Annotated in this window: 15 protein-coding genes; 7 read left to right on the forward strand and 8 right to left on the reverse strand. The window is 71.3% G+C overall.

Annotation, left to right across the window (positions count from 1 at the left end; all coding sequences use genetic code 11):
• Window positions 1-15 precede the first annotated feature (15 nt).
• The gene (locus tag ACFSE6_RS09835; protein WP_388005805.1) at window positions 16-489 is read right to left on the reverse strand and encodes an NfeD family protein; all 474 of its coding nucleotides are present in this window, start codon (window positions 487-489) and stop codon (window positions 16-18) included.
• A gap of 170 nt (window positions 490-659) precedes the next feature.
• A complete protein-coding gene (locus tag ACFSE6_RS09840; RefSeq protein ID WP_388005808.1) occupies window positions 660-1451 on the reverse strand; it encodes an ABC transporter ATP-binding protein in 792 nt (263 codons plus the stop codon).
• A 71-nt stretch (window positions 1452-1522) separates the two neighbouring features.
• On the opposite strand from ACFSE6_RS09840, the gene ACFSE6_RS09845 reads away from it, so the two are divergent.
• Window positions 1523-2326 (forward strand): hypothetical protein, encoded by an 804-nt coding sequence (locus tag ACFSE6_RS09845; protein ID WP_388005811.1) that lies wholly within the window; start codon window positions 1523-1525, stop codon window positions 2324-2326.
• Between the two features lie 15 nt (window positions 2327-2341).
• Here ACFSE6_RS09845 and glgA read toward each other — a convergent pair whose 3' ends face one another.
• A complete protein-coding gene (glgA, locus tag ACFSE6_RS09850) occupies window positions 2342-3562 on the reverse strand; it encodes a glycogen synthase (RefSeq protein ID WP_388005814.1) in 1221 nt (406 codons plus the stop codon).
• A 134-nt stretch (window positions 3563-3696) separates the two neighbouring features.
• Here glgA and ACFSE6_RS09855 point away from each other — a divergent pair, with 134 nt between their 5' ends.
• Both ACFSE6_RS09855 and serB read left to right on the forward strand, forming a co-directional pair.
• The gene (locus ACFSE6_RS09855) at window positions 3697-4938 is read left to right on the forward strand and encodes a glucose-1-phosphate adenylyltransferase (protein WP_388005817.1); all 1242 of its coding nucleotides are present in this window, start codon (window positions 3697-3699) and stop codon (window positions 4936-4938) included.
• Window positions 4939-4967: 29 nt separating this feature from the next.
• Entirely contained in the window at window positions 4968-5894 is a 927-nt protein-coding gene (gene serB / locus ACFSE6_RS09860; RefSeq protein ID WP_388005820.1) for a phosphoserine phosphatase SerB, read from the forward strand.
• Here the strand turns inward: serB and ACFSE6_RS09865 are convergent, their stop codons facing one another.
• The 4 genes from ACFSE6_RS09865 to ykgO all read right to left on the reverse strand — a co-directional run bounded on the left by ACFSE6_RS09865 (window position 5895) and on the right by ykgO (window position 8268).
• Complete coding sequence (locus tag ACFSE6_RS09865; RefSeq protein ID WP_388005823.1) at window positions 5895-6398, reverse strand: SixA phosphatase family protein; 504 nt, start codon at window positions 6396-6398, stop codon at window positions 5895-5897.
• An 8-nt stretch (window positions 6399-6406) separates the two neighbouring features.
• Complete coding sequence (gene fabI, locus ACFSE6_RS09870; protein WP_388005826.1) at window positions 6407-7174, reverse strand: enoyl-ACP reductase FabI; 768 nt, start codon at window positions 7172-7174, stop codon at window positions 6407-6409.
• Between the two features lie 92 nt (window positions 7175-7266).
• Window positions 7267-7992, reverse strand: coding sequence for a 3-oxoacyl-ACP reductase FabG (gene fabG / locus ACFSE6_RS09875; RefSeq protein ID WP_388005829.1), 726 nt, complete (start codon window positions 7990-7992; stop codon window positions 7267-7269).
• 153 nt (window positions 7993-8145) lie between these two features.
• Window positions 8146-8268, reverse strand: a complete 123-nt coding sequence (gene ykgO, locus ACFSE6_RS09880; protein WP_388005832.1) for a type B 50S ribosomal protein L36 — start codon at window positions 8266-8268, stop codon at window positions 8146-8148.
• Between the two features lie 98 nt (window positions 8269-8366).
• Between ykgO and ACFSE6_RS09885 the strand changes: the two genes are divergently transcribed.
• The 4 genes from ACFSE6_RS09885 (at window position 8367) to ACFSE6_RS09900 (ending at window position 11100) form a co-directional block, all read left to right on the forward strand.
• Entirely contained in the window at window positions 8367-8765 is a 399-nt protein-coding gene (locus ACFSE6_RS09885) for a DUF3099 domain-containing protein (protein ID WP_388005835.1), read from the forward strand.
• Window positions 8762-8986, forward strand: coding sequence for a hypothetical protein (locus ACFSE6_RS09890; protein WP_388005838.1), 225 nt, complete (start codon window positions 8762-8764; stop codon window positions 8984-8986). Before ACFSE6_RS09885 ends, ACFSE6_RS09890 begins: the two co-directional genes overlap by 4 nt.
• A complete protein-coding gene (locus tag ACFSE6_RS09895) occupies window positions 8983-9873 on the forward strand; it encodes an SURF1 family cytochrome oxidase biogenesis protein (protein WP_388005841.1) in 891 nt (296 codons plus the stop codon). Before ACFSE6_RS09890 ends, ACFSE6_RS09895 begins: the two co-directional genes overlap by 4 nt.
• 66 nt (window positions 9874-9939) lie before the next feature.
• Window positions 9940-11100 carry a zinc-binding dehydrogenase gene (locus tag ACFSE6_RS09900; protein ID WP_388005844.1) on the forward strand — a complete coding sequence of 387 codons (1161 nt, stop codon included), beginning with the start codon at window positions 9940-9942 and terminating at the stop codon, window positions 11098-11100.
• 30 nt (window positions 11101-11130) lie between these two features.
• On the opposite strand, the gene ACFSE6_RS09905 is transcribed toward ACFSE6_RS09900, so the two are convergent.
• Window positions 11131-12744, reverse strand: coding sequence for an ABC-F family ATP-binding cassette domain-containing protein (locus ACFSE6_RS09905; protein WP_388005847.1), 1614 nt, complete (start codon window positions 12742-12744; stop codon window positions 11131-11133).
• Window positions 12745-12785 lie beyond the last annotated feature (41 nt).

Consider the following 12785-nt stretch of genomic DNA (forward strand, 5'->3'; position numbering starts at 1 on the left):
GTCTGTGTGGTGAGTTCAGCCGCCGTAGGGCGGGTAGTACGTCTGGTCGGTCAGGTGATCGGGCAGCGGCTCGACGACGGCGGTCGCACCATCGATGCGCACCACCCGCACAGTCGCATCGACGGGGAGCAGTGCCCCGGCGTGCTCGGTGCGCGCACTCCACACCTCGCCGGCGAGCTTGACCCGGCCGGCACGCTCGGTCACCTCCGAGACCACGGTCGCCTCTCGGCCCACGTGCGCCGCCACGTTGGTGCGGGTCTCGGGAGTCGAACGCTCGAGGAACTCCTTCGCCCACGGCCGGACCACGAAGAGCAGCACGACGGAGACGACACCCGCGACGATCAACTGGACCCAGAACGGCGCCCCGAGCAGGGCGGCGAGCATGCCCGCCAGCGCGCCACCGGCGAGCATGAGAAAGATGAGGTCGACCGTGAGCATCTCGACGACCCCGAGGACGAGCGCGGCACCGAGCCACCAGAGCCAGGCCATGGTCCCCCTTCCTCCCGGTCGTCACCTGCGACGACGTGGTCGTCCGTTCGAGGATCCTACCGTCCGGTGCCGAGCCATCCGCACGTCGTCGCCACGCCGCTTCGATGCAGGAACGAGACGGGACATGACCGGAAAGAGGACCGCTCCAGGTCAGTGGGGCCGCTGCTGGCTCAGTGGCCGGTCGCCGCCCGCGCGCTGAACCGGTCGCGGTGCCGCTCGACCTCCAGATCGAGTCCGAACGCCGCGGACAGGTGCTGCGGCGTCATCACCTCATCGATCGGGCCGGCGGCCACGACGCCGCCCTCACGGAGGAGCAGCGCGTGCGTGAAGCCCGGCGGGATCTCCTCGACGTGGTGCGTCACCAGCACCATGACCGGGGACCGCTCGTCGCCGGCGAGCTCGGACAGTGCAGACATGAGCTCTTCCCGCCCGCCCAGGTCGAGGCCGGCGGCGGGCTCGTCGAGCAGCAGCACCTCCGGATCGGGCATGAGGGCGCGGGCGATCTGGACGCGCTGCCGCTCGCCCGAGCTCAGCGTGCCGTACGCGCGTTCAGCGAGGTGTCCCACGCCGAAGACGTCCAGCAGACTGACCGCCCGCTCGACGTCGTAGTCCTCGTACTCCTCCCGCCACCGGCCGGTCATCCCGTAGGAGGCGGTCAGGACGACGTCGACGGCGCGCTCCCCGGCTGGGATCCGCTGCTCGAGCGCGGCCGAGGTGACGCCGACGAGCGGACGCAGTTCGCTGACGTCGGTGCGGCCGAGCTGTTCGCCGATGATCGTCACGGTCCCGCTGGTCGGGTGCATGCGGCCGGCGACCAACTGGATGATCGTCGTCTTGCCGGCGCCGTTGGGGCCCAGGACCACCCACCGGTCGCCCTCGTTCACCGACCAGTCCACCTGGTCGAGGATCATCTTCGTCCCGCGTCGGACCGAGACGCCGTCCAGCTCGAGCACATCACCCATGGCATCGAGCCTATGGCAGATCGGGCGCCGCCCCGGACGGCCGCGCCGACCGTCGTCCTACCCTGGTGCCCGTGTTCGCTCGACCGCTCCTGACGCTGCCGCCCTCGGTGACCCTGGCCCTGTGGCTGCCCGCCGTGGACGGTCCCGAGTCGGCCCGCCGGGCCGCACGTGCGGTGGCCGGGGACGAGGTGCACCAGGTGGTTGAACGGGGTGCAGGTCAGACCGGTGCCGGGACGCTGGCCGACCTGATTCCCCATCTGCTACCGGCCGGTGAGGTCGCCGCGGTGCTGCCGCGCCCCGGGGACCCCATGGGGGCGCCGGCGGTGCGGTCGGCCGACCTGCTCGACGCCGGCGAGGGGGTGCTCGTGCGACGTCCGGGTCCTCCGGTGGAGCGATGCTCGGTCCTGGTCCCCGAACGTGAGGTCTTCGGCAGCGTGCTGGAGCCGGGCGAGCTCGTCACCTGGCACGTGGACCTCGATCTCACCGCAGAGCTGGCGGCGCCGAGCCTGCTGCTCTCGGGCGTCGAGTCGCTCTCGCACGCACGCCGGCAGATCCAGACCGCGCTGACCGAGGCGGTCGAGACCCTCGAGGAGCTCGACGTCGCGCGCGACCGGCCGGACCTGGCCGACCAGATCCTCGATCTGTCCATGGCGACTCTGCCGGACCACCTGCTGCCGCCCGGCCTCGACCCGCGGCGTCTGGACGTGCTCGAACGGGCCGCGCGTCTGCTCGCCATCGTCGAGCTCGCCACCGGTGACGACGGCGCCGCGGTCACCGCCGTCCAGGCTGGCGCCCGGGCGGCGACGTTGGCGGACATCGCGACGGCGGCCCGGCACGCGCTGGCCTCCGCGAGCGCGACCCGCCTGCCCGGTTAGCGCACGCCCGCCGGATCAGTCGCTGAGGACCTGGCGATAGACGGCGATCGTGCGCTCGGCCACCGCGTCCCAGGAGAAGTGGTCCTCGACCCGGCGCCGGGCAGCCTCGCCCATCCGGGCGGCCCGGGCGGGGTCGCTGACGAGTGCGGCGAGTGCCGCGCCGAGGTCGCGTTCGAACGTCTCGGGGTCCAGCGGGGTGCCGGTTCCGTCCGCAGCCTGGTCGAGCGGGACGAGTGTGCCCGTCACCCCGTGGTCGACGACCTCCGGGATGCCGCCCGTGGCCGACCCCACCACCGGCAGGCCCACCGCCATGGCCTCGAGGTTCACGATGCCGAGCGGCTCATAGACCGACGGGCAGACGAAGACCGTGCCGGCGTCGAGCACCGCGATCAGCTCCTCGCGCGGCAACATCTCAGAGATCCACACCACGCCGTCACGGCGGGCCTGCAGGCTCTCCACCAGGGCGGTGACCTCCGTCGCGATCTCCGGGGTGTCCGGGGCGCCGGCGCACAGGACGAGCTGGACGCCGTCCGGTAGCTGGTCCGCGGCGCGCAGCAGGTGCGGCAGTCCCTTCTGCCGGGTGATGCGGCCGACGAAGACCACGGCGGGCCGGACCGGGTCGATGCCCAGCCGGGACACGGTGGCGGCAGCCGCGGACCGTTCGGCCTCGCCCCCGGGCGGGCGCCAGGCCTCGAGATCGATGCCGTTGTGCACCACGTGGACGGCCGAGGGGTCGACCTGCGGGTAGGCCCGCAGGATGTCCTCGCGCATCCCCGCGGAGACGGCGATGACGGCGGCGGCCGACTCGTATGCCGTGCGCTCGGCCCAGCTGGACAGGGCGTAACCGCCGCCGAGCTGCTCGGCCTTCCACGGGCGCAACGGCTCGAGCGAGTGCGCCGTGAGGACGTGCGGGACATCGTGCAGCAGACTGCCGAGCGTGCCGGCGAGGTTGGCGTACCAGGTGTGGGAGTGCACGAGATCCGTGCCCGCCAGGTCGGCCGCCATGACCAGGTCGACGCCGAAGGTCCGCAGGGCGCCGTTCGCGTCGGCGAGCTCGGGCAGGTCGCCGTAGCCGGTGACGGGGACGGCTCCCGCGGGGGCCTCCCGTGGCCCGTCGAAGGCGTGGACGCGCACGTCCGCGTGAGCGCGGAGCACGCGTGCCAGTTCGGTGACATGGACGCCGGCTCCGCCGTAGACATGCGGCGGATACTCCCGGGTGAGCAGGTCGACCCTCATGGCGCCCAGCCTTCCTTACTCGCCCAGCCACGGCCAGCATGCGCCGCCCGGAGCTCGTACCGCGCCGGCGCGGACGCAGCACGCCGGGCGGGCAAGGGCACGCAGATCTGTGACGCGGGTCATAGGGTCGGGGCATGGCGTCCCCACGAGTGCTCGCGATCGTCCTGGCCGGCGGTGAGGGCAAGCGGCTGATGCCGCTGACCGCGGACCGCGCGAAACCCGCGGTGCCCTTCGGCGGGATCTACCGCCTCATCGACTTCGCGTTGTCCAACATCGTCAACTCCGGCTATCTGCACGTCGTCGTGCTGACCCAGTACAAGTCGCACAGCCTGGACCGGCACATCTCGACGACGTGGCGGATGTCGACCCTGCTCGGCAACTACGTCACGCCGGTGCCGGCACAGCAACGGGTGGGCAAGAACTGGTTCCTCGGCAGCGCGGACGCGATCTACCAGTCGCTGAACCTCCTCGATGACGAGCGGCCCGACCTCGTGGTGATCGTCGGCGCGGACAACATCTATCGGATGGACTTCTCACAGATGGTGGCCCAGCATCTCGATTCGGGCTTCCCACTGACGGTCGCGGGCATCCGCCAACCGCTGGAGATGGCCGACCAGTTCGGCGTCATCGAGGCCGACCCGGACAATCCGCACAAGATCGGCCGCTTTCTCGAGAAGCCCACGGACGCCGTCGGCCTGGCGGACTCACCGGAGGAGGTGCTGGCGTCCATGGGCAACTACGTCATGGATGCCGACGCGCTCCGCGAGGCGGTGACCGAGGACGCGCTGGATGAGGCCTCGGCGCACGACATGGGTGGTTCGATCGTGCCGCGGTTCGTCGGCGAGGGACTCGCCGGCCTGTACGACTTCACGTTCAACGACGTGCCCGGCTCGACCGACCGCGACCGCAACTACTGGCGCGACGTCGGCACGGTCGACGCCTACTTCGACGCCAACCAGGACCTCATCTCGGTCTTCCCGGTCTTCAACCTCTACAACGACTCCTGGCCGTTGTACACGGGCTACACCGGCCTGCCGCCGGCGAAGTTCGTCTATGCGCATCGCGAGCGGCGCGGACACGCACTGGACTCGCTCGTCTCCCCGGGCGTCATCGTCTCCGGCGGCGAGATCAACCACTCCGTGGTCTCCCCCGGGACTCGGATCAACTCGTGGTCCTCCGTCGATGACGCGGTGCTCTTCGACGGCGTGGACGTCGGTCGGAACGCCGTGGTGCGCAGAGCGATCCTGGACAAGCACGTCCGGGTCGAGCCGGGTGCTCGGGTCGGAGTCGACAAGGAGGCCGACCTCGAGCGCGGCTACACGGTCACCGCGGGCGGCATCACCGTGGTGCCGAAGGGCTGGACCGTCCGCAAATAACCGGCGCGGGCGACATAGGCTGGCTCGTCGTGAGCCAACCGTCCCCCCGCACCGACGACTCCCCCGTCGTGACCGTCGGTCTCGTCTCGCCGCGACCGCTGCCGGACTCCCTGCTCGCCCACGCCCGCACCGCGGTCGGCGCCGTCGCGGGGCATGTCACCACGGCGCAGACCTCCCGCGCCGATTGGTTCGGCCGTGCCCTGACCGGTGACCTGCGGCCGGGTACGGATCCGGCGTCCGTCCTGGCCGAGCTCCGTGGACCGGCCACGGCGCTGGGAGTAGACGTGGCGGTCACCTCTGGCCGGCTCGCGCAGGCAGGTCCTGCGCTGGTGGTCACGGACGTGGACTCGACCCTGATCACGGCTGAGGTCATCGAGTTGCTCGCCCGGCACGCAGGCACCTGGGAGGAGGTCGCCGCGGTGACCGAGCGGGCAATGCGCGGGGAGCTGGACTTCGCGGCGAGCCTGCGCGAGCGTGTCGCCGCGCTGAAGGGCCTGCCGGTCGGCGTGCTCGATCAGGTGCGCGGTGCGGTGGAGCTCACGCCGGGCGCGCGCGAGCTGGTGGCCGCGGTCCACGCCGACGGCGGCGCCGTCGGTGTCGTCTCCGGCGGCTTCGCGGAGATCGTCGAGCCGCTCGCCGCGGAGCTCGGCATCGAGCACGTCGTCGCGAATCGCCTCGAGATGGCGGAGGGTCGCCTGACCGGCCGCACGTACGGTCCGGTGATCGACCGCTCGGCGAAGCGGCGCCACCTGCAGGAATGGGCAGCGGAGGACGGCGTGCCGATCGAGCAGACCGTCGCGCTGGGTGACGGCGCGAACGATCTGGACATGCTCGCCGCCGCCGGGCTGGGCGTGGCGTTCTGCGCCAAGCCGGTGGTCGTCGAGCAGGCCGACGCCGCGATCAGCTTCCCGCGGTTGGATGCCGTCCTCGGGCTGTTGGGCCTCGAAGGCGAGTAGTTACTCCCCCGGCCGGAGAATCTGGCGCAGATGCGCCGTCGAGCGATCGAGTTCGGCCCATGCGCCCGGCACGTCGAGCACGCACGCAGAGGCGGTGGAAATTCCGAGGCTGACCTGTTTGGCCAGGTCGTCACGCGCGTCGTGGAGCAGCGAGGCGGTCCCGGACATGGTGGGCTCGTGGCCGACGACGAGGACGGTCCCGGCCTCGGGGTCGACCTCGCGGAGCAGCGACAGCAGATCGCGCGGACCGGCGTCGTAGATCTCCGCGCGGGTCTCGTGCGCGCGCACCTCCAGATCCGGGGCGATGAGCTCGTACGTCTGCGTGGTGCGCAGGGCCGAGGAGACCAGTACCAGATCCACCGCGCCGACCGCACCGGCGAGCTGGGGGCCGATGAGCCCGCACTGGCGCCGTCCGCGTGCGGCGAGCGGACGGTCGGCGTCGCCGTGGTCGCCTTCGGGTTCGGCCTTGGCGTGCCGCAGCAGAATCAGCGTTCGGGTGGACATGCGGCTCCTCACACGCCCATGGCGTGGACCCCGCCGTCCACGTGGACGATCTCAGCGGTCGTCTTCGGGAACCAGTCGGAGCACAGGGCGACGACGCCGCGGGCGGCGGGTTCGGCGTCGGTGACTTCCCAGCCGAGCGGGGCGCGTTCACCCCAGCCCCCTTCGACCTGCTCAAATCCTGGGATCGACGTGGCCGCGGTGGTCTTGACGGGGCCGGCCGAGACGAGGTTGCAGCGGATGCCGTCGCGCCCGAGGTCCCGGGCGAGGTAGCGCGAGGTGGACTCGAAGGCGGCCTTGGCCACACCCATCCAGTCGTAGACCGGCCAGGCGAAGCTCGCATCGAAGGTCAGCCCGACGATCGCGGAACCCGGGGTCATGAGCGGCTTGGCGGCCACGGCCAGGGACTTCAGCGAATAGGCAGAGACATGCACGGCGGTGGCGACGTCGTCCCATTGACCGGCGAGGAAGTTCCCACCCATGACGGACTGCGGCGCGAAGCCGATGGAGTGCACGACAGCGTCGAGGTGGTCGACGTGCTCGCGGACGGCGTCGGCGAGTCCGTCGAGGTCTTCCTGGTTCTGGACATCGAGCTGGACCACGGGGGCCGGCTTCGGCAAGCGGCGGGCGGTGACCTCGGTGAGCCGGAACTGGCGGCCGAACGAGGTCAGGACCACCTCAGCGCCCTGCTCCTGGGCGAGGCGGGCGACGTGGAAGGCGATCGAGTTGTCCTTGAGCACGCCGGTGACGAGGATCTTCTTCCCCTCGAGCAGTCCCATCGGTCTCCTTTCGCGCGGCGCCGGACGCCGGTTTGTCAGTGATCTACGACCCCTGCGGGCCGGGAACGGGTGGTGATCAGCGAGTCGGCACGTCAGTGGCCCATTCCGAGGCCACCGTCGACCGGGATGACGGCTCCGGAGATATACGCGGCCCCGGGCGAGGCGAGGAACTCGACGGCCGAGGCGACGTCCTCGACAGCGCCGAACCGGCCGGCCGGGATGGTCTCGAGATAGGTCTGCTGCTGCTTCTCCGGCAGCGCTTGCGTCATGGCGGTGTCGATGAAGCCTGGAGCCACCACGTTCGCGGTGATGCCGCGGCCACCGAGCTCACGGGTGATGGACCGCGCCATGCCCACCAGTCCGGCTTTGGATGCGGAGTAGTTGACCTGACCCGGCCCGCCGTACAGGCCGACGACGGAAGAGATGAGGATGATCCGGCCCGCGCGGGCACGGATCATGCCCTTGGACCCGCGCCGCGCCACACGAAAGGCACCGGCGAGGTTCGTGTCCACGACGGTCTCGAACTCCTCGTCACTCATCCGCATGAGGAGCTGGTCGCGGGTCACGCCGGCGTTGGCGACGACGATCTCGACCGGACCGTGCTTGTCCTCGACCTCGCTGAACGCCGCGTCCACCGAAGCCGTGTCCCGGACGTCGCCGGTCACGCCGAGAACACCGTCGGGCAGGTCACCGGAGCGGTAGACGGTCGCTACCTTGTCCCCGGCGGCGACGAAGCGTTCGGCGATGGCTCGCCCGATGCCGCGGTTGGCACCGGTGACGAGCACGCTACGGCCGGCGCTGTTTGCCTCGTCTGACACAGACATCTCCCCGTGGGTCTCAGGTCACTGCCTGGAAACCGTAGCCGAGTCTGCGGACGGTTCGAAACACAGCGCCGGGGAGGCGTTCCGTGGCGGACGGCGACGCCCCGCCCGGCTGTCGCCGAGCACTGCCGGGGCCGCGCCCGGCCGAGGTCAGCCCTGCCGGGCCTTGAAGCGGGGGTTGTGCTTGTTGATGACGTAGACGCGTCCACGCCGGCGGACGACCTGAGAGCCGGGACGATTCTTCAATGACTTCAGCGATGCCTTGACCTTCACGACACTCCCCAAGGTATTTGCGAATGATTCTCGTTTGAGGCTACCAGGTGAGACGTATCCGGTGCGCGTTCCTTCGGCCGGCGGCGTAGCCTGGAGGAGTGAGGACGAACCGCCGCGCGGACCGGAGCGCCGGGCGGACGGTGGTCACGAACGGCACGAGCAGGTGGCGGCACAGGCCCGGTACCCGCGGCACGCAAGCCGTCCAGAGCATCACCTCCGCCCCGCGCCCCCTGGCCCAGGACGTCCACGACCGGACGGTGCGGTACCTCGTCTCGATGGGCATTCGCACCGCCTGCTTCTTGCTGCTCTTCGTCGTCCCCGGATGGTGGAAGCTGCTCTGCGTGGCCGGCGCGGTCATCCTGCCGGCCGTCGCGGTCATTCTCGCCAACGCCGGCCGCGAGCGACCGGAGCGGCCCACGGCCACGATGGCGCCCGAGGAGACGGTCCCGCCCCAGCGGCGGCTCGGCTACGACCCGACCACGGAGTACCTACGGTGAGCACGACCGAGGAGGACGTCCTGCGGTGCAGCGCCAAGCGCTGCGGCGCCGAGGCGACCCGCGCGCTGTTGTGGAACAACCCGAAGCTGCACACCACCGGGCGGCGCAAGGTGTGGCTGGCCTGCGAGGACCACCTCGACCACCTCTCCCAGTTCCTCTCGGCCCGTTCGTTCCTCCGCGAGGTGATCGGCACGGACGAGTTGGATGAGTCGCACGGGTGAGCGAGCGATACGCGTTCCTGCGGTCGGCCCGCTGGTTGGGGCTGGCCGTTGCCGTCCTGGCGTTCGTCGCAGCCTGCGTCGTGCTCGGCATGTGGCAATGGGACCGGTTCGACAACCGGCTCGCTGAAGCCCGCCAGGTCGCCGACGCCTACGACGCCGAGCCGGTGCCGCTGACCGAGGTGACCGGTGAGGACCTGAGGGTGGCGGCCGCCGACGAATGGCGGCCCGCCCGAGTCACCGGCCACTACGTCGACGGCGGCACGGTGCTGCTGCGCAACCGCCCGGTCGACGGGTCACCGGCGGTGCATGCGGTGACGCCCTTCGTGGCCGATACCGGGGTCGGGCAGGTGGTGGTCGTCGTCGACCGCGGCTGGCTCCCTGCCGAGGAGGCCGAGGAGACCGGCGCCGTCGTGCCTCAGCCGCCGACGGCCGGCGTGGCGATGACCGGACGGTTACGGCCTGCCGAGACGGCCGTCGAGCGGGACCGACCGACCGGTCAGATCTACCGCCTGGCCCCGGACGAGGTGATCGAGGCGGCCAGCGAGGTCACCGATGTCGGCGCGCTCGAGGACCTGCCGGTCCTTGACGGCTACCTCGTGGCCGCCGGGCCGGAGATCTCACCCCCGGGCGCTGAGGACACCGCCGCTTCCGAGGGTTCCGCCGAGCTCGGGACCTATCCCCGGCCCTCGTCCAACTGGGGGCTGAACCTCTCCTACGCGTTCCAGTGGTGGCTCTTCGCCGCCGGCGGGCTGGTGGCGGTGGTGGTGCTCGCGCGGCGGGAGGCCGCCGACCGCGCCGGCGACGCACCACGTCCACGCCGGGTGACCGCCGAGGAGGAAGAGGACGCGCTCGTCGACGCCCAGCTGGAGGACGCGGCGGAACGCTAGGCCCGGCGACTGGGCAGGCCACCTGCCGAGGCGCCACACTGGTGACGATCGAGGCAAGGAGGCCCCATGACCGTACCGGGCACGATTCCCAGCACGATTCCCGGCACGATTCCCGGCACGATGCGCGCCGCTGTCCTCCGGGGCGAGGCGCCGACACTGGAGGTGCTGGAGATCCCCACCCCGGCACCGAAGATCGGTGAGGTGCTCATCCAGGTGCTGGGGTGCGGGGTGTGCCACACGGACCTGCACGTCATCAAGGGCGAGGTGGCCTTCCCGCGACCGGCCGTCCTGGGCCACGAGGTCTCCGGCCGCGTCGCCGCTCTCGGTCCCGGACTCGAGGAGTCAGGGCTGAACGTCGGCGACGTGGTGATCAGCGGCTTCATCATGCCGTGCACCACGTGCGAGGCGTGCGAACGCGGCCGCGACGACCTGTGCGCGAACTTCTTCGCCCAGAACCGCCTGCGGGGGACGTTGTACGACGGCGAGAGCCGGCTGCGGATGCCGGACGGGTCCTTCCTGGCGATGTACTCCATGGGCGGGCTCGCCGAGTACGCCGTCGTGCCCGCCTCGGCGCTGACCGCGCTGCCGGACGGGCTCGACCCCGCCGGCGCCGCCATCCTCGGCTGCGCCGGGCTGACGTCCTACGGGGCGGCCTACCGCCAGGGCGACGTCGGGCCGGGCGCCCGGGTGGCCATCGTCGGCGTCGGTGGGATCGGCTCGAGCCTGATCCCCATGGCACGCGCCGCCGGCGCGGACCAGATCATCGCCGTCGACGTCGTCCCGGACAAGCTGGAGCGGGCGCGGCAGCTCGGCGCCACCGACACCGTCGACGCCCGGGACGCCGATCCGGTCACCGAGGTACGGGCGCTGAGCGGACGCGGGGTCGATGTCTGTTTCGAGGCGCTCGGCAACCCGGCCACGTTCCGGCAGGCGGTGGAGATGCTGGCCGACGGCGGCCGGATGGTGGCGATCGGGATCGCCGCCGGGCGGGCCGAGGCCGCGGTGGAGATCACCCCGCTGGTCCGGCGCGGGTTCGAGATCGTCGGCTCCTTCGGTGGCCGGACCCGGACCGACCTGCCCGAGGTCGCCGGGATCGCGGCAGACGGCCGCTTCGACGTCGACTCCCTCATCACCCGTCGCTATGACCTCGACGACGCCGATCGCGCCTACCGCGACCTGGCCGGCGGCCAGATCACCGGCCGCGCCCTGGTGACGATGGGCGGATGATCCCGGTGCCGAGGCCGTGGATCGGATCGTTCACGCGAGGGTGACGAGCTCCAGGTAGTTCTCGTTCCACAGGTCCTCGTCCGCCTCCGGCAGCAGCAGCACCCGTTCCGGATCGAGGGCGTCGACAGCGCCCTCGTCGTGGGTGACGAGCACGACGGCGCCCTCGAACGACCGCAACGCCGCGAGAATCTCCTCGCGGCTGGCCGGGTCGAGGTTGTTCGTCGGCTCGTCGAGCAGCAGCACGTTCGCCGAGGACACCACGAGCACGGCGAGCGCGAGCCGCGTCTTCTCGCCGCCGGAGAGCACCCGGGCCGGCTTGTCGGCGTCCTCTCCGGAGAACAGGAACGACCCGAGGACCGACCGCACACGGGTGTCGTCCAGGTCGGGGGCCTGGGAGCGCAGATTCTCGACCACGGTGCGGTCCAGGTCGAGCGTCTCGTGCTCCTGGGCGTAGTAGCCGATCTTGAGGCCGTGCCCGGGCAGCACCTCGCCGGTGTCCGGCTCCTCGACGCCGCCGAGGATGCGCAGCAGCGTCGTCTTCCCGGCGCCGTTGAGGCCGAGGACCACCACGCGGGAACCGCGGTCGATGGCCAGGTCGACGTCGGTGAACACCTCGAGCGACCCGTAGGACTTGCTCAGCCCGCGGGCCGTCAGCGGCGTCTTGCCGCACGGCGCAGGCTCGGGGAACCGCAGCTTGGCGACCTTGTCGGCCTGGCGCTCCGCCTCCAGGCCGGAAAGCATCCGCTCGGCGCGGCGAGCCATGTTCTGGGCGGCGACGGCCTTGGTGGCCTTGGCCCGCATCTTGTCCGCCTGCGCCTGCAGCGCACCGGCCTTCTTCTCGGCGTTCGCCCGCTCCCGGCGTCGGCGCCGCTCGTCGGTCTCCCGCTGCTGGACATAGGTGTCCCAGCCCATGCTGTACACGTCCAGCACGCCGCGGTTGGCGTCCAGGTACCAGACGTGGTTCACGACGGCGCGCAGCAGCTCGACGTCGTGCGAGATGACCACCACACCGCCGGAGTAGCTGCGCAGGTACTCGCGCAACCACACGATCGAGTCGTGGTCGAGGTGGTTCGTCGGCTCGTCGAGTAGCAGCGTGTCGGCGCCGGAGAAGAGGATGCGAGCGAGTTCGACGCGGCGCCGCTGGCCCCCGGAGAGGGTCTCCAGCGGCTGGTCGAGGATGCGGTTCGGCAGCCCGAGGTGTGAGGTGATCGTCGCGGCCTCGGCCTCGGCGGACCAACCGCCCTGGGCGGTGAACTCGGCGTCGAGGCGCACGTACCGCTCCATCGCCTTCTGCTGCTTCTCCCCCTCGGCCGTCGACATCGTCTCCTCCGCCTTGCGGATCCGGCGGAGGATCTGGTCGATGCCTCGGGCGGAGAGAACCCGGTCCCGGGCGCTGACCTGCAGGTCACCGGTCCGCGGGTCCTGCGGGAGGTAGCCGATCTCCCCGGCACGCATGATCTCGCCGGTGTGCTGGATGACGTCGGCGGTCTCGTCCTGCCCGGAGAGCAGCTTGGTCAGGGTCGTCTTGCCGGCGCCGTTTCGCCCCACCAGCCCGACCCGCATGCCGGAGTCGAGACGCAGGTTCGCCTCATGGAGCAGCTCACGGGCGCCGATGCGCACGGAGACGTCGTGGGCGGTGATCATCAGGCCTCAGAGCAGGGAGAAGACACAGTCGAGGGCTCCAC

The organism is Georgenia deserti, from assembly GCF_042680605.1.
Taxonomy (GTDB): Bacteria; Actinomycetota; Actinomycetes; order Actinomycetales; family Actinomycetaceae; genus Allobogoriella; species Allobogoriella deserti.